Raw genomic sequence first — 21,325 nt, forward strand, 5'->3', positions numbered from 1 at the left:
ATGCTGCAATTCCTGATCGATGTCCTGATGCGCACGTCCGACCTGTTGCTGGTCTCCGTCGGCCTGTCGACGCTGTACTCGCTGATTCGCTTCCCGAACATCGCACACGTCCAGTACGCGATGGTCGGCGCGTTCGCGACCCTCGGGTTCGAGCGCGTCGGCATGCCGTTCGCGCTCGCGACCGCCGTCTCGTGCGCGCTGGTCGGCCTTGCCGCGACGCTGCTGAACCTGTTCGTGTTCACGCGCCTGCTGCGCTCGGGCAGCGCGGTCGCGATGATCGGCTCGCTCGCCGTGTCGCTGCTCGCCGTCGCGCTGATGCTCGGCACGGCCGGCTCGCGGCCGCTGCAGTACGCGCAGGCGGTGCGCCCGCCGCTGATGGTCGGGGGCGTCGCGATGTCGTCCGCGCAGGCGGCTTCGATCGCGTGCGGTGGCGTCGCGCTCGCCGTGTTCGCGCTGCTGCTGTACCGCACCCGCCTCGGCCGGGCGATGCGCGCGCTCGCATCGAATCGCGCGCTCGCGCTTGCGACGGGCATCGATGCGCAGCGCGTGACCAACGTGATCACGTTCGCCAGCGGCGTGCTCGCGGCGCTCGGCGGCACGATGCTCGGCGCGACCGAAAGCGTGCACGTCAACCTCGGTTACGGGCTGCTGATCCCGGTGTTTTCCGCCGCGATCCTCGGCGGCCTCGGCAATCCGCTCGGCGCGGCGGCCGGCGCTTTCCTGATCGCGCTGGCCGAGACGATCGCGCTCGACGTCGACTTCGGCGGGCTGGTCGGTCGGCCGCTCGCGTTCTTTCCGGTCGAATACGTCGGCGCGGTGTCGTTCGCGATCCTGCTCGTCGTGCTCGTGTTCCGGCCGTATGGCCTCTTCGACGGGGAGGTCCGTCGTGTCTAGTTTCATCGTCCATCTGCTGACCGTCACGTGCCTGTACGCGACGATGGCGCTCGGCCTGAACCTGCAGGCAGGCTACGCGGGGCTCGTCAATTTCGGCTTCGTGGCGTTCGCGGGGCTCGGCGCCTACGCCGCCGGCATCGCGTCTCAGCTCGGCTGGCCGCTGCCGGCCGCCCTCGCGCTCGCGGCGGGCGCGGCGAGCGTGCTGGCCGTCGCGATCGCGCGGCTCGGTCGTCACCTGTCGGCCGACTACTGGGGCATCGCGACGCTCGCGATCGCCGAAATCCTGCGCACGTTCGCGCTGAACGAGGGCTGGTTGACGGGCGGCGCGCAGGGTATCGGCGGCATCGCGCCGCTCTTTCCCGGATTGCGCGCGCCGTGGGCCGATCTCGCGTTCCTCGCCGTCGCGGCCGGCGGCCTCGCCATCGCCTACGCCGCCTGCCGGCTGCTGACCACCGGCCGCTTCGGCCGCGCGCTGAAGGTGATGCGCGAGGAGCCCGCGCTCGCCGTCTGCTTCGGCTACGACCCGGTCGCGCTGAAGACCTGGGCGAGCGTCGCGGGCGCGCTGCCCGCGGCGTTCGCGGGCGCGCTGCTCACCTGGTACATCAGCTACGTCGGCCCGGACGCGATGGTGGCGTCGGAAACCTTCGCGCTGTGGACCATCGTCATGGTCGGCGGGCTCGGCAGCCACGCCGGCGTGCTGGCCGGCGCGCTGATCGTCCAGGCGGTGTACGCGTTCGCGCCGTTCCTGAAGGACTGGCTCGGCGTCGGCAGCGACCTCGCCGGTGCGGTGCGCCTCGGCCTCGTCGGCCTGATGCTGCTCGCGTGCGTGCTGTGGCGCCCGCGCGGCCTTGTGCCGGAACGACTGGAGGTTCATCCATGAGCGCGCTGCTCGACCTTGAAGGCGTCACGATCCGCTACGGCGACAATGCGGTGCTGTCCGGCCTCTCGCTGTCCGTCGGCGACGGCGAGATCGTCGGGCTGCTCGGCCCGAACGGCTCGGGCAAAAGCACGGCGCTCAACGCGATCACGGGCTTCGCCCCCGTCGCGGCCGGCGCGATCCGCTTCGCCGGGCGTCGCATCGACACGCTTGCGCCGCACCGGATCGCACGGCTCGGCATCCGCCGGACGTTCCAGTTGCCGTCGATGCCCGCGCGCATGTCGGTGCTCGAACTGGCGATGGCCGCGTCGTCGGCCCGTCACGGCCCCGTCGCGGCGCTCCTGCGCAGTCGTGCGACCCGCACGCTGGAAACCGCGACGCGCGCACGCGCCACCGCGCTGCTCGAGGAACTGAAGCTCGCGCACGTCGCGCAACTGGGCGCCGCGGCGATCTCGGGCGGCCAGAAGAAACTGCTCGGCATCGCGTGCGCGATGATGACCGAGCCGAAGCTGCTGCTGCTCGACGAGCCGACCGCGGGCGTTCACCCCAACCTGCGCGGCGAACTGGTCGCCGAACTGCGCCGCATCCGCGGGCTGGGGGTCACGCTGGTCGTGATCGAGCACGACATGCACTTCATCCGCGAGCTGTGCGACCGCTGCATCGTGCTCGATCGCGGCGCCGCGATCGCCGACTGCCGTCCCGCCGAACTCGAAAGCAACCGCCGCGTGCTCGATGCGTACCTGGGACGCGCCCATGCGCGCCGTCTGATGGAGGCGTCATGATCGACGTTCGCGACCTGGTCGCCGGCTACACGGCCGACATCGACATCCTGCACGGCGTATCGCTGTCCGTCGGGCCGGTCGACATCGTCACGATCCTCGGCCCGAACGGCTGCGGAAAATCGACGCTCCTCAAGGCGATCGCCGGCTTCGTCCTGCCCCGCGCCGGCACGGTCACGATGCATGGCCGCGACATCGCGCGCGTGCCGGTACACCGCAAGATCCGCGAACACGACATCGGCTTCGTGCCGCAGACCGACAACGTGTTCGGCGCGCTGACGGTTCGCGAGAACCTGATGCTCGGCGGCCACGCGATGTCCGCGTTCCCCCGCGAAACGCGGATCGAGGAGCTGTGCGAGCAATACCCGGTGCTGCGGCGCCGCTACCGGTCGCCCGCGGGCGCGCTGTCCGGCGGCGAGCGGCAGATCGTGTCGCTCGCGCGCGCGCTGATGTCGCGCCCGGTGCTGCTGTTGCTCGACGAGCCGTCGGCCGGCCTGTCGCCGAAAATGGTCGACGAGGTATTCGACGCGATCGTGCGGATGCGCGATACCGAGCACATCGCCGTGCTGATGGTCGAACAGAACGCGATCGAGGCGCTGCGCATCGCCGATCGCGGCGTGGTGCTGACGATGGGCCGCGTCGCGCTGACGGGCACGTCGGCCGACCTGCTCGACAGCGACGAGATGCGGCGTCTCTATCTCGGCGGGCGCGCGGCATGAGCACGAACACCGCTCCCGCCGCCGGTGCGGCCGGCGCGCCTGCCGCGCGGCCGGTGCACGTGATGGTCGCGCTTGCCTGCGGCTTCGTGATGGCGATGCTCGACGTGACCATCGTGAACGTCGCGCTGAAGGCGATGCAGGCGAGTCTCGACATGTCGCTGACCGCCCTCGTCTGGGTCGTCGACGCCTATACGCTCAGCTTCGCCGCGCTGCTGCTGTTCGGCGGCGCGCTCGCGAACCGTTACGGGCCGCGGGCGATCTACGTCGCCGGGCTCGCGCTGTTCGTCGCCGCGTCGGTGCTGTGCGCGGCCGCGCAGACGAGCGGCATGCTCGTCGCCGCGCGGCTGCTGCAGGGCGTGGGGGCCGCGCTCTTCATGCCGAGCTCGCTGAGCCTGCTCACGCTGGCGTTTCCGGCCGGACCACTGCGCACACGGATGATCGGCATCTGGGGCGCCCTGGTATCGGCGGCGATGGCGATCGGGCCCTGCATCGGCGGCATCCTCGTCGACGCGATCGGCTGGCGCGGGATCTTCTGGGTCAACCTCCCCGTCGGGCTCGCCGGCCTGTGGCTCACGCGCCGCCATGTCGGCCATTCGCCGCGCCATCCCGGCCCGCTGAATACGCTCGGCCATCTGCTCGGCGCGCTCGCGCTCGCGGCACTCAGCTATACGCTGATCGAGGGGCCGGGCGCCGGCTGGCGCTCGCCCGCCATCGTCGCCGGTGCGGCCGTGACGTTCGCCGCCGGCGCGGCATTCGTCTGGCGCGAACGTGGCGCCCGCGACCGGATCCTGCCGCCCGCGCTGCTGCGCAACCGGCGCTTCGTCGCGGGCGGCCTGCTCGGGCTCGCGATCAATTTCGGCATCCTCGCGGAAATCTTCCTGCTGAGCCTTTACCTGCAGCAGGTGCGCGGTGCAAGCGCGCTGCGCGCCGGCTTCGAGCTGTTTCCGCTCATGGCGATGTTCGGCATCGGCAATCTCGCGTCCGCCCGCGTGAGCGCGCGGCTCGGTCCGCGCGGCACGCTGCTCGCGGGCCTGGCGCTCGCCACGCTCGGCAGCGCCGCGCTGATCGGTATCGAGGCGCTCCCTTACACGGCGCTCGCGATCGCGGTCGGCATCGCGAACTTCGGTGCGGGCCAGGCCATCCCCGCGATGAATCTCGTCGTCATGCAGTCGGCCGGCCCCGCGGACGCGAATCTCGCCGCCGCATCGCTGAACGCGAGCCGGCAGATCGGCTCGCTGGTCGGCGTGGCGATCGCGTCGGTCGTGCTTCATGCGATCGCCAGTCCGGACCGCGCAACCGCGGCCGGTTTCGCCGTGATCGCGCTGGTCTACCTGGCCGGCTTCGCGATCGTGTTCGGACGCATCGACCCGGGTTGACGCGCACGCGGGCCCGCCCTTCTTCATGACAGCGAGGACATCATGCACACAGCGACTGGCCGTAAGGGATTGATTCTGGCGGGCGGATCCGGCACCCGGCTCCATCCGCTCACGCATTCGGTATCGAAGCAACTGATGCCGGTGTACGACAAGCCGATGATCTACTACCCGCTCAGCACGATCATGCTGGCCGGCATCCGCGACGTCCTGATCATCTCGACGCCGCGCGATCTCGACGCGTTCCGGCAACTGCTCGGCGACGGCGAACAATGGGGCATGAATTTCTCGTACGCGGTGCAGCCGAGCCCGGACGGACTCGCGCAGGCCTTCGTGATCGGCGCGCCGTTCATCGGCAACGACGCCGCGACGCTCGTGCTCGGCGACAACATCTATCACGGTCCGGCGCTGTCGTCGCTGCTGCAGCGCGTCGCCGCGCGCACGACGGGCGCAACTGTGTTCGGTTATTACGTGCGCGACCCAGAGCGCTACGGCGTCGTATCGTTCGACGAGCACGGGCGGGCGATCGATCTCGAGGAGAAGCCGCGCGACCCGAAATCGCACTACGCGGTGACGGGGCTTTACTTCTACGACAACGACGTCGTTTCCCTCGCGAAGGAGGTGCGCCCGTCCGCGCGCGGCGAGCTGGAGATCACGGACCTGAACCGCGCCTATCTGGCGAACGGCAAGCTGAACGTCGAGATCCTCGGCCGCGGTTATGCGTGGCTCGACACCGGCACGCACGAGTCGCTGCTCGACGCGGCGAATTTCATCCAGGTGATGCAGGCCCGCCAGGGGCTGCAGATCGCCTGCCCCGAGGAAATCGCGTACCGGCTCGGCTGGATCGACTCGCAGCAGCTCGAAGCGCTCGCGCACGCGCTGTCGAAAAGCGGTTATGGCCGTTACCTGCTCGACGTCCTGAACAAGGAGGTCGCCGCATGACGTCCGTCATCGAGACGACGCTGCCGGGCGTGCTGCTGATCGAACCGGCGAGCTTCGGCGACGCGCGCGGCTTCTTCGTCGAAAGCTATCGCGAGTCGTGGCTGCGCGACGCAGGTGTCGATGCAGGTTTCGTGCAGGACAACCATTCGCGCTCGCGGCGCGGCGTGCTGCGCGGCCTGCACTACCAGTTCCGGCATCCGCAGGGCAAGCTCGTGCGCGTGTCGCGCGGCGCCGTGTACGACGTCGCGGTCGACATCCGGCCCGGTTCGCCGCATCTCGGACGCTGGTTCGGCACCGTGCTCGACGACGTGTCGCATCGCCAGCTGTGGATTCCGCCGGGCTTCGCGCATGGCTTCTGCGTGCTGTCAGACGAGGCCGACTTCGCGTACAAGTGCACCGCGTACTACGATCCGTCGTCGGACGCGGGCGTACGCTGGGACGATCCCGACATCGGCATCGAATGGCCCGCGCTCGACGTGCCGTTCGAGCTGTCCGACAAGGATCTCCGGCAGCCGCGCCTGCGCGACCGGCCGCCGACGGCGCCCGACCTTCACGGAGCCGCGCGATGACGATCCTCGTGACCGGCGTACTCGGCCAGGTCGGCCGTGAACTCATGCTGCGCGCGGGGGGACGCCCGGCAATCGGGCTGTCCCGCGAGCAGCTCGACATCGCCGATCGGCAGGCGGTGCGTGACGCGCTCGCCACGCACCACGCGACGCTCGTGATCAATGCGGCCGCGTGGACGGCCGTCGATCGCGCGGAAACCGAACCCGACGCCGCCTGGCGCGCCAATTGCGCCGGCCCGGCGGCGCTCGCCGACGCGTGCGCCGCGGCCGGCATCCCGTTGCTGCACCTGTCGACCGACTACGTGTTCGACGGCCGCGCGCCAGGCGCGTACGACGAAACGGCGGACGTCGCGCCCCTCGGCGTCTACGGACACACCAAATGGGCCGGCGAGGAAGCCGTCCGCCAGCGGCTGCCCGATGCGCATGTGATTCTCCGCATTGCGTGGGTATTCGGCGCGCACGGCGGCAATTTCGTGCGCACGATGCTGCGGCTCGGACGCGAACGCGACGAACTCGCCGTCGTCGCCGATCAGTACGGCGGCCCGACGCACGCCGCCGCGGTCGCCGACGCGCTGCTCGCGATCGCGGATCGCCATCGCGCGGGCGCCGCGATGCGCTGGGGCACCTACCACCTGTGCGGCACCCCCGTCACGACCTGGCACGGCTTCGCCGAGACGATCTTCTCGCAGGCACGGCGCGCCGGCCTCATCGATCGCCTACCGCTCGTGCGCCCGATCCGCACGGCCGCCTATCCGCTGCCGGCGCCACGGCCGGCGAACTCCGCACTCGACTGCACCCGCATTCGCGAGCATTTCGGCATCGACGCGCCGTGCTGGATCCCGGCGCTCGCCGACGTGCTCGATACCTGGAAACGAACCTCATGAGCCATCGACCGAAACATGTCCTCGTCACGGGCGGCGCCGGGTTTATCGGCGCCAACTTCGTCCATCACCTGCTCGCGACGGATCCGCAGGTCCGGATCGTCAATCTCGACCTGCTCACGTATGCCGGCAGCCTCGACCATCTCGCGGGCGCGGAAAGCACCGACCGCCACCGGTTCGTGCTCGGCGACATCTGCGACCGGCCGCTCGTCGAAAGCCTGTTGCGCGACCATGCGATCGACACGATCGTCCACTTTGCCGCCGAGAGCCACGTCGACCGCTCGATCACCGGCCCCGGCGAATTCGTCCGCGCGAACGTCGTCGGCACCTGGACGCTCCTCGAAGCGGCGCGCACGGTCTGGATGAACGGGCCCGACGCCGACGCGCGCGCGCCGCGCCGCTTTCATCACATCGGCACCGACGAGGTATACGGATCGCTCGCCCCGACCGATCCGCCGTTCTCGGAAACCACGCCGTACGCGCCGAATTCGCCGTATTCGGCCAGCAAGGCCGGCTCCGACCATCTCGTGCGCGCGTACTTCCACACGTACGGGCTGCCGGTCACGACGACCCACTGCTCGAACAACTACGGCCCGCGCCAGCACGCCGAGAAGTTCATCCCGACGGTGATCCGCAACTGCGTCAACGGCACGCCCATCCCGCTCTACGGCGACGGCGCGAACGTCCGCGACTGGCTATTCGTCGACGATCACTGCCGGGCGATCGATGCCGTGATCCGGCGCGGCACGCTCGGCGAAACGTACAACGTCGGCGGATGCAACGAGTGGCGCAACGCCGACATCGTCGACCTGATCTGCTCGCTGCTCGACGTGCGGCGGCCGCAGGGCGCGCCGCACGCGCGCCTCAAGCACTTCGTCGCCGACCGCCTCGGCCACGACCGTCGTTATGCGATCGACGCCGGCAAGCTCGAACGCGAACTTCAGTGGCAACCGACGGAAACCTTCGAGACAGGCATCGTGAAGACGCTCGACTGGTACCTGTAGACGTCGCGATGGGTTGACGCGGCCCCGAAAGTCGATCCCTCGGGGAGGTAAAAAACCGGGGGACGGCAGGCGCGCCGCGTCTCGCTCGAAAACCTGAAGAGCCTGAGGGAAGGGTCCGGCCCATGCGGATGGCCGATCAGCCGCACGAGACGCACAAACGCGTACGACCGCGCGGGTCCGCCTAGCCAAGCCAGCGCGCGTCGAGCCAGTGGCCCTGCTCGAACGTGGTCTTCACGCAGTCGAGCAGCACGCCGACCACGCAGCGAACCGGCGCGCTCGCCTGCCGGCTGCCGGGCGCCGCCAGCACGATCGTGCGCCGCAGCCCGGGCGGCGCGAGCGGCGCCGCGCTCAGCGTGCGCTGCGCGATCTCCTGCGTGACGGCGACGACCGGCAGAATCGTCCACCCGTGACCTCGCGCGACCCGTTCCTTCTGCACGCTCAGCGCATTGGTTTCGGCCACCACCCGCAGCGTCACGTCGGCCGCCGCCGCGTGCTCGATTGCCGCGCGCAGGCCCTGCGGCGCGGACAGATCCGACGTGCTGGCCTTCCGGCATCGGAATGTCCGCGCAAACAGACAAGGTCATCCACTGGCTGCTCTCCGGCCTGGAACCCGGAAGCCAATCCGAATGCCTGCGCCGTCGCCGACGGCCGCCCCGCCATCCGCTCAGTTCCACGCATGGCGCGCCGGACGCACGCCGTTCAGGTAGTAGTTGCCGACGAGGTGGTATTTCCAGCGCACCGGATCGTGCAGCGTATGCGTACGCGCATTGCGCCAATGCCGGTCGAGGTTGTGCTCGGCGAGCGTCGACTGCGTGCCGGCCAGCTCGAACAGTTTCTCGCCCGCGAGCAGCGCGACCTCGGTCGTCAATACCTTCGCTTCGCCGACCGCGACCGATGCGCGCGCGACGTCGTCTTCGGTCACGTCGCCGCGCGCCGCGATCTCGTCGAGCGTGCGCGCCGCGCGTTCGAGCAACGCCTCGGCCGCGTGCAGCTGGATGTGGAGGTGGCCGATCTCGCGAATCGTCAGCGGATCGTCGGCCGCGCGCTCGACACCGCTGTCGACCCACGGGCGCGTGCGGGTCCGCACGAACGCCAGCGTATCGTCGATGGCCGCCTTCGCGATGCCCGCGTCGATCGCGGCCTGGATGATCTGCGACAGCGGACCGTTGAGCGTCGGCACGTCCGACACGCGCTGCGCGGGCAGCACGTGCGACGCCGGGACGCGCACCGCGTCGAGCACGACCGTGCCGCTCGCGGTCGTGCGCTGCCCGAATCCCGACCAGTCGTCGATCACGGTCAGCCCGGGCGTCGCTCGCGGTACGTATGCGAGCCACGCCTGGTGCGCGTCGTCGAGGCCGAGCACCGGCACGTAATGCGCGAACAGCGCACCGGTCGAGTAGAACTTCGTCCCGTCGACGATATAGTCGTCACCGTCGCTGCGCACGCGCGTCTTCAGGTCGAGCACGTGCTTCGTGCCCTTCTCCGAGAACCCGTTGCCGAAGCGCTTGCCGCTCAGGATTTCCGCGAAGAAATGGCGCTTCTGCGCGTCGGTGCCGGTCAGCGTGATCACGTCGACCAGCCCGAAATGATTCTGCGGCAGCTGTCCGAGCGACGGATCGGCCGCCGCGACGATCTTGACGACTTCGGTCAGCGTCACATGCGACACGCCCGCGCCGCCGTATGCCTTCGGCACCGTGATCGCCCACAGCCCCGACTGCGAGAACCATTCGATTTCGTCGCGCGGCAGGCGGCGGTCCCGATCGCGCTCGGCCGCGCCTTCGGCGAGCCGTTTCGCCAGCGCGTGCGCGGCTTCGATCGCCTGTGCGTCGTTGGCGATCACGCGGGCGGCATGCGGTTGCGCATCGGCGGGACGCTCCTGAATCCTGGCGCTCGTGTCTGACATCGGACTCTCCTGTCGAATGACGAAAGCATTCAATCTAGCAGCGCAGCGCGAGCCGGAAAAACGAGCGATTCTCGGAACGATATTCCTTTGGATAACAAACGACCGCGCGATTCGCGGCGGCTTCGCGCCGGCGACGTCGTGCTGATGCATCGCAATCGACGCGTCAGCGTCGGTGCGCCCCCGCGTGCCCGAAGTAATACGCATCGACGATAACGATCTGCGAATCCGTTATTGGAACGCGCACGCCGCGCTTCCTATACTGGCCTCCCGGCGCAATCGGCCCCGCTCTTCGAGGAACACCGCATGACTTCGTCGCACGCAGCTCCCGACCTTTCCACCGGCACCGACCACGGCGCGCTCGCGAGCCGGCTCCGGCCGATCCTCGAGCGCGAACGCCGCCGCGAATCGGCGCACGAGGCAACCGGCTGGCGCGCCGGCGCGGCAACGGGAGCCGCGCGATGAGCAAGACCATCCGCTTCAACGCGTTCGAGATGAACTGCGTCGGCCACCAGTCGCCCGGCCTGTGGGCGCATCCGCGCGACCGCTCGTGGCAGTACAAGGATCTCGACTACTGGACCGACCTCGCGCGCGTGCTCGAACGTGGCATCTTCGACGCGATCTTCATCGCGGACGTGATCGGTTATTACGACGTCTACAAGGGCAGCAACTATCATGCGCTGCACCAGGCCGCGCAGATTCCGGTCAACGATCCGCTGCAGCTCGCCGCGCCGATCGCGATGGCCACCGAGCATCTCGGCATCGGCATCACCGCGTCGACGACGTTCGAGCACCCGTACACGTTCGCGCGCCGGCTGTCGACGGCCGATCATCACACGAAGGGCCGGCTCGCGTGGAACATCGTCACGTCCTACCTGGAGAGCGGCGCGAAAAACGTCGGCGATCACGGCCTGCGCACGCACGACGACCGCTATGCGGTCGCGGCCGAATACGTCGAGGTGCTGTACAAGCTGTTCGAGGGCAGCTGGGAGGACGGCGCGGTGGTGCGCGATCGCGACGGCCGCGTGTTCACCCATCCCGAGAAGGTTCACGAGATTGGCCACAAGGGCCGCTTCTTCGACGTGCCCGGCTACCACCTGTGCGAGCCGTCGCCGCAGCGCACGCCGGTGCTGTTCCAGGCCGGCGCGTCCGGCCCCGGCAAGGCGTTCGCCGCGCAGCACGCGGAATGCGTGTTCGTGGCCGCGCCGACCCGCGAGCAGCTCGCGCGCTACGTGGCCGACGTGCGCGCGCAGGCAGCCGCCGCGGGGCGCGATCCGGCGAAGGTGCTGATCTACAACCTCGTCACGGTGATCGTCGACGAGACCGACGAGAAGGCGCAGGCCAAGTTCGACGAATACCGTCGTTACGTGTCGTACGACGGCTCGCTGGTGTTCATGTCGGGCTGGACCGGCATCGACTTCGGCCAGTATGCGCCGTCCGATCCGGTGCGGCGCGTCGAAACGAACGCGATCGTGTCGGCGGTGGAGCATCTGGCGGGCGGCGACACCGCGTGGACGATCGAGGCGCTGGCCACGTGGGGCGGCATCGGCGGACTCGGTCCGGTGTTCGTCGGCTCGGCCGCGACCGTCGCGGACATCCTGCAGGAATGGGTGGCGGCGACCGACGTCGACGGCTTCAATCTCGCGTACGCGGTGGCGCACGAAACCTTCGAGGATGTCGTGCGTTATCTCGTGCCGGAGCTGCAGCGGCGCGGCGTGTACCCCACCGCGTATGCACCGGGCACGCTGCGCGAAAAACTGTTCGGCGGCACCGCGCGGCTGCCGGACACGCATCCGGCCGCACGGTTTCGCGACATCGAGCAGGTCAAGCGCGCGGCCGAACGGGAGGCGGTCAGCGCGTAGTGAAAGGGGGAAGCCGGTCGGCCCGCGTGCGCGTCGACCGTCTTCCGTGCAAAACGAAACGGCTTCGTGCGGTCCGACGAAGCCGTTTGCGTTTTCCTCGGGGCGCCGCTCACGCGCCGGCGGGTGTTCAGGCGATGCTTTCGTCGTCGATGTCGCGTGCCGTCGGCTCGTAGCGCACGATCAGCAGGAACACGATCGGCGTGACCGCGCTGATCGCGACAACCCAGAACATGTCCGTGCCGAGACGGGCCTGCAGGATCGGCAGCACGAACAGCGCGAGCGCCTGGCCGATCCCGCACAGCGACCGTCCGAAGCCGACGCCGGTTCCGCGGATCGCGGCCGGATAGGACAGCGTCGGATAGATCATCATCTGCGCGCCAGGCCCGAACCCTTCGGCGAACAGCCACGTGCCGAGCATCAGCAGCACGACGCCGACCGCCAGCGCGCCGTGCGGATGCCCCGCCAGCGCGAGCGCGACGAGTGCGACCGTCTGCAGCGCGAAGCCCGCGATCGCGACATGGCGCGACGGATAGCGATACGCGAGGCGCATGCCGAGCAGGCCGCCGGTGAACGCGAACAACACGTTCAGCGCGAGCGACGCCGCGATCGTCTCGAACACGCCCGCGCCGAGAAACTGCGACAGGATCGACGGCAGGAAGAACGCAATCGCGGTGTATTCGAACGGAATGCACAGATTCATCACGCTGGCGACGATCGTGCGCCCGAGATACGGGCGCTGGAACAGCACGCGGATTCGCACGGGCGGCGGGCTCGGCTCGCGGCGCGCATCCTCGGCTTCGTGCGCGTGAATGCCGTACGATTCGCGCAGGATGCGCGCGGCATTGGCCAGGTCGCCCTGGTTCGCGGCCCACAGCGGCGATTCGTTCATGAACCGGTTCCGGAACAGGATGATGACGAGCGCGGGCACCGCGCCGAAGATCAGCGACGCGCGCCACAGCCATCCCGCGTGCTCGGCCGGCAGCAGGAAGTACAAGCCGAAGATCAGCAGGAAGCAGACCGACGACGCGACGTACCACATCGGGCACCACGCCGCGAGACGCGACGCCTTGTTGCCGTGCCCGTTGAACTTCGAGAATTCGGCGAGGAACGCCATCGCGACCGGCAGGTCGATGCCGACGCCGAGCCCCATCACGAAGCGTGCGCCGATCAGCACCCAGACGTTCGGCGCGAGCCCGGCCGCGAGCGCCGCGACCACGAAGAACAGCATGTCGGCCATGAACACCTGGTAGCGGCCGATCCGGTCGGTCAGCCAGCCGCCGATCAGGCTGCCGAAGATCGTGCCGATCATGATCGCCGATCCGACCAGCCCGGTCAGCGCGGGCGTCAGGCCGAACTCGCGCGCGACGTCGTCGATGCCGTAGGACAGCGTCGTCAGGTCGTACGCGTCGAGAAACACGCCGCCCAGCGCCAACAGCACGATCATCCGGGCATGGCTGACCGAACTGTCGACCGTGTTGATCAGCCGCGCGACGTCGCTGGCCGAGCGGATGGGGGAAGAAACCGGCGTGATCGCGTTCAGATCGATTGAACTCATCGCATTCCTTAATGGGTCGCCGGATGACCGGCGATGCTCGCAAGGTGCAGGAGCTGACGCGTGCATTCGCGATCGACATCGCATCGCATCGAGCGAATGCCGGCTCGACGATACGCGCAGCCGTCGACTCCCGGAAGCGGGCATTCTGTTCCCCGGCCCCTCGTATCCCAAGCGATATAAAGCGATAAATTAATCGGCCTGGGTCATAAAGTTGCCCGCCGGGTCCCTTAGCAGCAGCGCGCATGTTCAAACGCGGATTTCTTCGTTAACGGATTGCGGGCGCTTCGTTACATTAGTCGGTCACCTGCCTGTTCGCGGCGCATTGCCGCCCTTCCGGAGATTCCCCGATGAAGCTGTCCTGGTCCCGCGCGTGGCAATCCGCGGCCCTCGTCGTTGCCGCGCTTGCCGGTCTCGTATCGATTCAGGCGCACGCGGCGACGCCCGCCGAAATCCGCGTCGACTACGCGTACTACTCGCCCGAGAGTCTCGTGATCCGCCACTTCGGCTGGCTCGACGACGAGTTCAAGGCCGACCGCACGTCGATTCGCTGGGTGCTGAGCCTCGGCAGCAATCGCGCGCTCGAATACCTGAACAGCGGTGCGGTCGATTTCGGCTCGGCCGCCGGGCTCGCATCGGTGCTCGCACGCGCGAACGGCAACCCGATCCACGCGGTCTACGTGTTCTCCCGCCCCGAATGGACGGCACTCGTCGTGCGCAAGGATTCGCCGATCCGCACGCTCGCCGACCTGAAGGGCAAGAAAATCGCCGCGACCCGCGGCACCGACCCGTTCCTGTTCACGCTGCGCGCGCTGCACACGGCCGGCCTGACGCGTGACGACGTCGAGATCGTCAACCTGCAGCATCCGGACGGCCGCACGGCCCTCGCGAACGGCCAGGTCGATGCATGGGCCGGGCTCGATCCGCACATGGCCGCGGCCCAGCTCGACGACGGCGCGCGTCTGCTGTACCGTAACGTCGCCTTCAATACGTACGGCTTCCTGAACGTGCGCGACGGGTTCGCCGGCCAGTATCCGCAGGCGGTCGCGCGCGTGCTGAAGGTCTACGACCGCGCGCGCCAGTGGATCGTCGCGCATCCTGCCGAAACCGCGCAGATCGTGGCCGACGAATCGAAGGTGTCGCTGCCGGTCGCGAAGCTGCAGCTGCAGCGCAACGATTTCAGCGACCCGGTGCCGGGCGAAGCGCAGCGCGCGGCGCTGAAAGCCGCGGCGCCGGTGCTGACGGTCGAGCAATTGACCAAGCCGGGCGTCGATCCCGCGAAGATCGTCGATACGCTGATCGATCCGTCGTTCGCGCGCCCGCTCGTTGCCGCGTCGCAGTGAGGTTGCCGCGATGACGGACACCGCGGCCCGTGGCGATGCACTCGCGCAGCGTCACGCCGTCTCGCCCCGCGCCGGCCGGCGCGATGCGCTTCGCGCGTGGCGCATCGCCGGCCTCGTGCTGCCGTTCGCGGCGCTCGTGGTGCTGGAATGCGTCGTGCGGCGCGGCTGGCTGCCCGACCATCTCGTCCCGGCGCCGAGCGAGATCCTCGATACGCTCGCGCGGATGGGCGTCACGCGTGTCGCACGGCATGTCGGCGCGAGCACGCTGCGGGTCGCGGCCGGTTTTGCGGCCGGCGCCGGGCTCGCGCTCGTCGTCGGCGCGGCGATGGGCCTGAGCCGCCGGATCGACGCGCTGCTCGAGCCGACGTTCCAGGCGCTGCGCGCGATTCCGTCGCTCGCATGGGTGCCCGTGCTGCTGCTGTGGCTCGGCATCGACGAAGCGCCGAAGATCACGCTGATCGCGATCGGCGCATTTTTCCCGGTGCACCTCGCGGTGGTCGCCGGCATTCGAGACGTCGACCGCAAGCTCGTCGAGCTCGGCGCGGTGTACCGGCTCGGCCCGCTGACACTGTTCCGCCGCATCCTGCTGCCGGCCGCGTTGCCGCAGATCGTCACCGGCCTGCGTACCGGCCTGAGCCTCGCGTGGATGTTCATGGTCGCCGCTGAACTGATCGCGGCGACGCGCGGCCTCGGCTTCCTGTTGAGCGACGGCCGGGAAACCGGGCGACCCGATCTCGTGTTCGGCGCGATCCTGCTGCTCGCATTGCTCGGCAAGCTGAGCGACGGCGCGATGCGGCGCATCGAGTCGCACTGGCTCGGCTGGCGCGATGCCTTCGACGGCGCGGCGCGCGAGGGTTCGAATTGAGTACGACCGCTTCCGCGGCTTCCGCGCGCACGACCGAGGGTGCCGATACGCCGCTGCTTGACCTGCGGATCACCCGCAAGCAATACGGCGACCGCACGATCCTCGCCGACATCGCGCTACACGTCGCGCGCGGCGAGATCGTCTGCGTGGTCGGCCCGAGCGGCTGCGGGAAAAGCACGCTGCTGCGGATCGTCGCTGGGCTCGACACGCACTTCCGCGGCAACGCGAAGCTCGACGGCGTCGCGCTCGACGGGCCGTCGGCGCGTGTCGGCGTGATCTTTCAGGAACCCCGGCTGCTGCCGTGGCTGTCGATCGCGGACAACGTCGGCTTCGCGTCCGGCCCGCACGGCGGCCGCGCCCCGAGCGTCACGCGCCTGCTCGACGAAGTCGGCCTGGCCGGCGTCGCGCGGCAACTGCCGGCCACGTTGTCGGGCGGGATGGCCCAACGCGCCGCGATCGCGCGCGGGCTGTTCGGCGAGCCGGATCTGCTGTTGCTCGACGAGCCGTTCAGCGCGGTCGACGCGATCACGCGGATGCGCCTGCAGACACTGCTGCTCGACGTCGTCCGCCGGCACCGGATGGCGGCGATCGTCGTCACGCACGATCTCGACGAAGCGCTGTATCTCGGCGATCGCGTGCTGATGCTCGCGCCGAACCCGGGGCGCGTCGACGACGAGATCCGCGTCGACCTCGCACGGCCGCGCGATCGGCGCGACCCGTCGCTGGCCGCGCTGCGCGCCCGACTGCTCGGTGCGTTTCAGCGCTTTCACGATCATGCGGATGACGCGGAATAAGCCACGATACGCGGCCTGAACGTTCGACCACGGTCAATCCACGCGCTTCTTCGTCGTCTGAACAAGCGGCGCGGGGAAAACCGCGTTCTCCCGTGCGCGGGCCGCTGCTACGCGCTTGCCCATCCATCGAACTCGATCGGCTCCACCGGGGCCGGCGCTGGACAGCCGTGCGGCCCGAACGATTCGAGCAGGCCGCACTGGCCGCGACGACCGGCGCTCGCGTCAATCGTCGAACGTGCCTTGATACTCCGGCGCGGCATCCGCGCGCGTGTTCAGCTCGAACATCACGCCGCCCGGCGCCCGGCAAAAGAATCGCGAACCGCGCCCGTTGTTGAAGATGTCCGTCTCCATCGCGACGCCCTCGTCCCTGAAGCGTTCGAACAGCGCGCGAACGGCTTCGAGGCTCGGCAGTTCGAACCCGACGTGGAAATTCGTCGGCCATGCCGGTACGCCGTCGCCGACGTGATCGATCACGACGTCGAAGCCCGGTCGCTTCAGGATCCAGGATTGGTCCCAGCTTCCCGCGATCGTGAAGCCGAGGTAACGCTCAAAGAAACGGGCCGTCGCCAGCGTATCGGCCGAAGGGAAGCTCAAATGGTTGAGCTTCATCGTGTGTGTCGTTGCGGTCATGGTCGTGCGCTCGCATGCGGTGATGGGCAGAGGCCCCATGCCGTTCCGCCCGACGACTTCAGAATACGAGCCGGCGCCCGCATGCGACAACTCGCATTGCGCAGGCATCCGGACCGTGCGCGAAACCCGCGCCGCACGGCGGTGAGCGCGTGGTCGACGATCGCCGCGGGCGGCGCCGCTCGCATTCCGGGCATGCCCCCTTGACGCGAAAGGCCCGATCGGCGATCGGCATCGAACGCCGCTGGCCCGAGGTCCGCGGACAGACCGCGGGCCACGCATGTCCCGCTGGCGACCGGTCGAACCGCGAATCCCCGGATGCCGGCGGCGCTCGACGCTACGGCTGCGGCCTCAGAACTGATAACCCGCGCCGACCACCGCGCCGAAGTCCGAGCGCGTGTTGCCCGTCACCGACGCCTTGACGACCCAGCGGTTGCTCTCCGTCACGTACGAGTACCCTGCCGCAAAGCCCTGCTGGCCGTGATAGTTCGACGTCGCCGCCGACACCATCGAGCGGCCCGCGCCCGTCGGTTGCGGCAAGCCGGCCACCGCCATCGCCGATGCAACGCCGCCGTACATGTCCTTCTTCAGGTCGTTGAAGGCGTTATACACCTGCCCGATGCGCTGGTCGGTATAGCCCTTCGCCTGCGTCGACGCCGCCGACAGGTTGTCGTTGAGCTGCTGCACGTTCACCGCGTCGGTCGGCGCCGTCCCGGCCGCGACGTTCGTAACCTGGCGCTCGCTGCCCTTCGCGCCGACCGAGAACGAGTTGTCGCGATCGGCGACCGAGCCCTGGCCGACCGCCACGGCGTTCTTGCCGGTTGCCGTCGCCGTCGACCCGATCGAACCGGCATCGGCGCGCGCGATCCACGACGTGTTCGCATCGGTGGCCGCCGCGTGGATCTTGTCGTTGGCCGCGACATTCTGCAACGCGGTGTTGAACTGGCCCATGTTGACCGCGTCGTTCGCATTCACGCCCGCCGCGACGCCGGTCAGCACGCGGTCCCCTGCCGTGCCGGTGAAGTTCACGCTGGTGCCGCCGCTATCCTTCCCGACCGTGATCGCGCCGTTCGGATCCTGCTGCTGCACGAGGCCGGCCTTGCCGTTCGCGATATTGGTCACGCTCCCCTGCAGGTTCGAGATGTCGGTGGTGTTCTTCGACACCTGCTGGTTGGTCGCGTACAGCTGCGAGCCGTTCACCGCATCCGTGCTGGTGGCGCTCAGCGTGCCGGCCTGCACGTTGGTGATGCGCGTGCCGCCGGCGCCGCCGAGCGTGATCGTGCTCTTCGAGCTGTCGTCGTACTGCACCGCGAGCGCGCCGAGCTGGTTGAGGTTCGACTGCACGTCTTTCAGCTGCTTCACGTTCACCGCGTCGGTATCGCTGGTGCCCGCGGCAACGTTCTTGAGCACGACCGCCGAATTGACGTCGCCGCCGACGAGCGACACGGAATTCAACCGGTTGCCGTTCGGGTCGACGTCGTATTTGACGACGTTCTTCACGGCCTCGCCGGCCTGGTTCGACACGTTCGTGATCTGCTGTTCGAGCGCGGTTTTCACACCCGACAGCTGCCCGCCGTTCACCGCATCCGTGCTGCCCGCGGCGACGTTGCCGTCGGCCACGTTCGTCAGCTTCGTCGGCGCGCCGCCGCGCGCGGCGCTGTACGCGCCGAGCGTCGGGTCGAACTGCAGCGCGTCCTGCTGCAGCCCGGCGATCGCGGCCGTGTTGCCCGCGATGTTCGTTTCGGCATTGCCGAGGCGCGTTTCGTGATTCTCGAGCGTCGTCGTGTTGCTGCCGACGCGGCCGTCGAGGTTCGTCAGCGCGTCGCCGACGTTGTTGAACGAACCGCCGCCAACCTTGTAGGACGGCGCGCCGATCGAGCCGTCCGGGTTGACGGTCGCGCCGCCGCCGAGCGCGGCCGCCGCCCCGTCGATCGCGCGGCGCAACTGCGCGCCGTTCACCGCATCCGTGCTGCCGGCCGCCACGTTGCCTTCCGCGACGTTGGTCAGGTGCACCGGGCTCCCGCCATTGCCGGCGCCGAGCGACACCTGCCGCTTGCTCGCATCGTCGTACTTCACGGCGAGCGCATCGAGCTGGCTCGTGCCGTCGTGAATCGCGGCGGTCAGCTGGTCGACGTTGACCGCGTCCGTGCCGTTCGTGCCGGCCGCGACGTTGCCGATGCGTTGCGGGCCATGGCCGCCGTGGCTCGCGTCGTAGGCGCCGAGGCCCGGGTTCCACAGGAGCGCATCCTGCTGGAGCGCCGCGATGTTGCCCGTATTCGTCGTCACCTGGTTGCCGACGGCCATGATCGACTGGTTGAGCGTGTCGGTCGCCTTGCCGAGCTGGCCCACGTTCACGGCGTCGTTCGCGGCCACCCCGTCCGCGACATTGTGCAGCCCGACCGGCGCCGCGGCTCCCGTCCCGCCGAACGTGACACCGCTGTGCGCGTCGCTGTCGTACTGCACGGCGTTCTTCGTCGCGTTGCCGATCTGGCTGGTGATCGACGTGCTCAGGTTGCCAAGCGTCGTGCTGAGATTGTTCGTCACGCTCGTGCTGAGCGATGCGAGGCCGCCGCTCAGTTGCCCGACGTTGACGGCGTCGTGCGCGTCCGTCCCGTCGGCGACGTTGTGCAGCGTCGTGCCGTTGGCGCCCGCGAACGTCACCGAGTCGAAGCCGCTCGCGCCGTCGTACTTCACGTTGCGTGCGTCGGCCGCCTGCAGGCTGCCGATGTTCGCGCTCGCCGTGCTCAGCGATGCGTTGATGCCGGTCACGCTGTTCTGCAGGTTCGTGATGGTCGAAGCCGCGGTCGAGATGGACGTCTGCAGCGGCGCGACGCTGCCCTTCAGCTGGCCGACGTTGACGGCGTCGGTATCGGCCACGCCGGCCGCGACGCCGCCGATCGTGGTGCCGCCGGCGCCGTCGAGCGCGATCGCCGCGTGGGTGTTGTCGGTGTACTTCACGACGTTCTGCGTCGCCGTGACGATGCTCGTGCTGAGGCTGTTGCCGACACTGGTCACGCGCTGGTCAACGTTCGAGATCGTGGTCGACAGCGAATTGCCGACCGACGTCACGCGTGCGTCGACGTTGCCGATGCCCGTGCTGAGCGTGCTGTTCACGTTCTTCAGCTGCTGGACGTTGACGGCGTCCGTATCGGCCGCGCCCGCCGCGACGTTCTTGAGCTGGCGCTCGCTGCCGATCGCGCCGAACGACACCGCTCCGCCGACCGGCGCGGCCGTGCCGCCGAACGCCGGCGTGCCCCCGTTGTTCGCGCCGATGCTGCCCGACCCGATCGCGACCTGGTTGTTGCCGTTCGTCTGTGCACCGGCCCCGATCGCCACCGATTGCGTGCCGCCGGCACGCGTCTGCGTCGCCGCGTCGTATGACGCGCCGGCCGACACGCCGTCGCTCGACGTCGGGTTCGCGCCGCCGATCGCGATCGAGCGGTCGCCGCTGGCCAGCGCCGAGTGGCCGAGCGCGATCGAGCTCGTGCCGTGCGCATCCGCGACGTTGCCGAGCGCCATCGAGAAATCGCCGATCGCGGCCGACTGGCGGCCGATCGCCAGCGCCGTGTTGCCTTGCGCGACGGCCACCGTGCCGATCGCGGTGGACGAGTTCGCCAGCGCCTGCGAGCCGACGCCGATCGCGATCGCGCCGCCGCTGCTGCTGCCGCCGTTGCTGCTCGCGTTCGACTGGTCGCCGATCGCGATGCCGCTGGTGCCGGCCTTCGCATTCGTGCCCTGCGTCACGTTCGCGGTACTCACCGCCACGTAGTTCCCGCTCTTCGTCGCCACGCACAGCGGGTTGGTTCCGTCGATGCACTGCCCGGTCAGTGCGTTGTCCGGATTGCCGCGGTCGACGAAATTGTCGGCATGCGCGGTGCCGGCGATCAGCATCCCCGCGCCCGTGAACATCGCGGCGGCCAGCGCCGAAATCTGCTTCTTCTTCATGGTCTTCTGCTCCGTTGTGTAGCGTCTGGTTTGAATACGGACTACTTACTTTTATGAAAGCTTCGACTTCGATTGCGATTGCGACTTCAGTGCGGAACCCGGTTCCGATATCCGGTCCGGCCATGCCGGAGGCGCGTTGCGTCGACCATCCGTTTCGACAGGACGATCGAAGCCCCCGGGCACGCCGCACGTTCTACGGCCCGTTCCGTCAATCCGGAAACTGAATTAGGAATACGTAATTCGCTTTATGGACGAGTCTTTCCCCGGATGAATCCGGAGATTCAACCTGCCGTTACCCACACCTCTGATGTGATGTCGCGCCGACCGCGACCAACCCCGTTTCTTTTATTTCATCTTCGACTACCGGCGTTTCGCCTCCGTGCCGCGAGCCTTCACCCGGAC

Annotated in this window: 18 protein-coding genes and 1 pseudogene; 14 read left to right on the forward strand and 5 right to left on the reverse strand. The window is 68.9% G+C overall.

Translation table 11 applies throughout. From position 1 onward, the window contains the following. The 9 genes from VXM69_RS36455 to rfbB are packed head-to-tail and all read left to right on the forward strand — an operon-like array spanning position 1 to position 8,035. Positions 1-894 carry a branched-chain amino acid ABC transporter permease gene (locus VXM69_RS36455; protein ID WP_059560921.1) on the forward strand — a complete coding sequence of 298 codons (894 nt, stop codon included), beginning with the start codon at positions 1-3 and terminating at the stop codon, positions 892-894. Next, positions 887-1,774 (forward strand): branched-chain amino acid ABC transporter permease, encoded by an 888-nt coding sequence (locus tag VXM69_RS36460; RefSeq protein WP_083286585.1) that lies wholly within the window; start codon positions 887-889, stop codon positions 1,772-1,774. The genes VXM69_RS36455 and VXM69_RS36460 overlap by 8 nt, the downstream gene beginning before the upstream one ends. After that, complete coding sequence (locus VXM69_RS36465) at positions 1,771-2,553, forward strand: ABC transporter ATP-binding protein (RefSeq protein WP_049033652.1); 783 nt, start codon at positions 1,771-1,773, stop codon at positions 2,551-2,553. Before VXM69_RS36460 ends, VXM69_RS36465 begins: the two co-directional genes overlap by 4 nt. Beyond that, entirely contained in the window at positions 2,550-3,269 is a 720-nt protein-coding gene (locus VXM69_RS36470; protein ID WP_034192088.1) for an ABC transporter ATP-binding protein, read from the forward strand. Before VXM69_RS36465 ends, VXM69_RS36470 begins: the two co-directional genes overlap by 4 nt. Then, positions 3,266-4,645 (forward strand): MFS transporter, encoded by a 1,380-nt coding sequence (locus VXM69_RS36475; RefSeq protein WP_069706174.1) that lies wholly within the window; start codon positions 3,266-3,268, stop codon positions 4,643-4,645. Before VXM69_RS36470 ends, VXM69_RS36475 begins: the two co-directional genes overlap by 4 nt. Positions 4,646-4,687: 42 nt before the next feature. Beyond that, complete coding sequence (rfbA, locus tag VXM69_RS36480; RefSeq protein ID WP_034192086.1) at positions 4,688-5,584, forward strand: glucose-1-phosphate thymidylyltransferase RfbA; 897 nt, start codon at positions 4,688-4,690, stop codon at positions 5,582-5,584. Beyond that, entirely contained in the window at positions 5,581-6,153 is a 573-nt protein-coding gene (rfbC, locus tag VXM69_RS36485) for a dTDP-4-dehydrorhamnose 3,5-epimerase (RefSeq protein ID WP_367190770.1), read from the forward strand. The genes rfbA and rfbC overlap by 4 nt, the downstream gene beginning before the upstream one ends. Beyond that, a complete protein-coding gene (gene rfbD, locus VXM69_RS36490) occupies positions 6,150-7,034 on the forward strand; it encodes a dTDP-4-dehydrorhamnose reductase (RefSeq protein WP_124608295.1) in 885 nt (294 codons plus the stop codon). The genes rfbC and rfbD overlap by 4 nt, the downstream gene beginning before the upstream one ends. Continuing rightward, on the forward strand, positions 7,031-8,035 hold the full coding sequence (rfbB, locus tag VXM69_RS36495) for a dTDP-glucose 4,6-dehydratase (RefSeq protein ID WP_069706172.1): 1,005 nt from the start codon (positions 7,031-7,033) through the stop codon (positions 8,033-8,035). The genes rfbD and rfbB overlap by 4 nt, the downstream gene beginning before the upstream one ends. 181 nt (positions 8,036-8,216) lie before the next feature. Here the strand turns inward: rfbB and VXM69_RS36500 are convergent, their stop codons facing one another. Both VXM69_RS36500 and VXM69_RS36505 read right to left on the reverse strand, forming a co-directional pair. Next, on the reverse strand, positions 8,217-8,510 hold the full coding sequence (locus VXM69_RS36500) for a LysR substrate-binding domain-containing protein (RefSeq protein ID WP_367190771.1): 294 nt from the start codon (positions 8,508-8,510) through the stop codon (positions 8,217-8,219). A 189-nt stretch (positions 8,511-8,699) separates the two neighbouring features. Then, entirely contained in the window at positions 8,700-9,938 is a 1,239-nt protein-coding gene (locus VXM69_RS36505) for an SfnB family sulfur acquisition oxidoreductase (RefSeq protein ID WP_343726833.1), read from the reverse strand. 303 nt (positions 9,939-10,241) lie between these two features. Between VXM69_RS36505 and VXM69_RS36510 the strand changes: the two are divergent. Beyond that, positions 10,242-10,367 (forward strand): annotated as a pseudogene (locus tag VXM69_RS36510) (monooxygenase); the annotation flags it as partial. Between the two features lie 29 nt (positions 10,368-10,396). Next, on the forward strand, positions 10,397-11,797 hold the full coding sequence (locus VXM69_RS36515) for an LLM class flavin-dependent oxidoreductase (RefSeq protein ID WP_034192081.1): 1,401 nt from the start codon (positions 10,397-10,399) through the stop codon (positions 11,795-11,797). A 127-nt stretch (positions 11,798-11,924) separates the two neighbouring features. On the opposite strand, the gene VXM69_RS36520 is transcribed toward VXM69_RS36515, so the two are convergent. Beyond that, positions 11,925-13,352, reverse strand: a complete 1,428-nt coding sequence (locus tag VXM69_RS36520) for an MFS transporter (RefSeq protein WP_034192080.1) — start codon at positions 13,350-13,352, stop codon at positions 11,925-11,927. A gap of 347 nt (positions 13,353-13,699) precedes the next feature. Between VXM69_RS36520 and VXM69_RS36525 the strand changes: the two genes are divergently transcribed. Genes VXM69_RS36525 through VXM69_RS36535 form a run of 3 tightly spaced genes read left to right on the forward strand, consistent with a single transcriptional unit; the run spans position 13,700 to position 16,351 of the window. Then, positions 13,700-14,692, forward strand: a complete 993-nt coding sequence (locus VXM69_RS36525) for an aliphatic sulfonate ABC transporter substrate-binding protein (protein ID WP_367190772.1) — start codon at positions 13,700-13,702, stop codon at positions 14,690-14,692. A 10-nt stretch (positions 14,693-14,702) separates the two neighbouring features. Next, a complete protein-coding gene (locus VXM69_RS36530; protein WP_175028278.1) occupies positions 14,703-15,557 on the forward strand; it encodes an ABC transporter permease in 855 nt (284 codons plus the stop codon). Next, positions 15,554-16,351, forward strand: coding sequence for an ABC transporter ATP-binding protein (locus tag VXM69_RS36535; RefSeq protein ID WP_367190773.1), 798 nt, complete (start codon positions 15,554-15,556; stop codon positions 16,349-16,351). The genes VXM69_RS36530 and VXM69_RS36535 overlap by 4 nt, the downstream gene beginning before the upstream one ends. A gap of 222 nt (positions 16,352-16,573) precedes the next feature. Here the strand turns inward: VXM69_RS36535 and VXM69_RS36540 are convergent, their stop codons facing one another. Then, the gene (locus tag VXM69_RS36540) at positions 16,574-16,981 is read right to left on the reverse strand and encodes a VOC family protein (protein WP_185732806.1); all 408 of its coding nucleotides are present in this window, start codon (positions 16,979-16,981) and stop codon (positions 16,574-16,576) included. Between the two features lie 348 nt (positions 16,982-17,329). Then, positions 17,330-20,923, reverse strand: a complete 3,594-nt coding sequence (locus tag VXM69_RS36545) for a YadA-like family protein (RefSeq protein ID WP_367190774.1) — start codon at positions 20,921-20,923, stop codon at positions 17,330-17,332. Positions 20,924-21,325 lie beyond the last annotated feature (402 nt).

Origin of the sequence: Burkholderia sp. Ed8 (genome assembly GCF_040761425.1) — a bacterium.
GTDB lineage: Bacteria > Pseudomonadota > Gammaproteobacteria > Burkholderiales > Burkholderiaceae > Burkholderia > Burkholderia seminalis.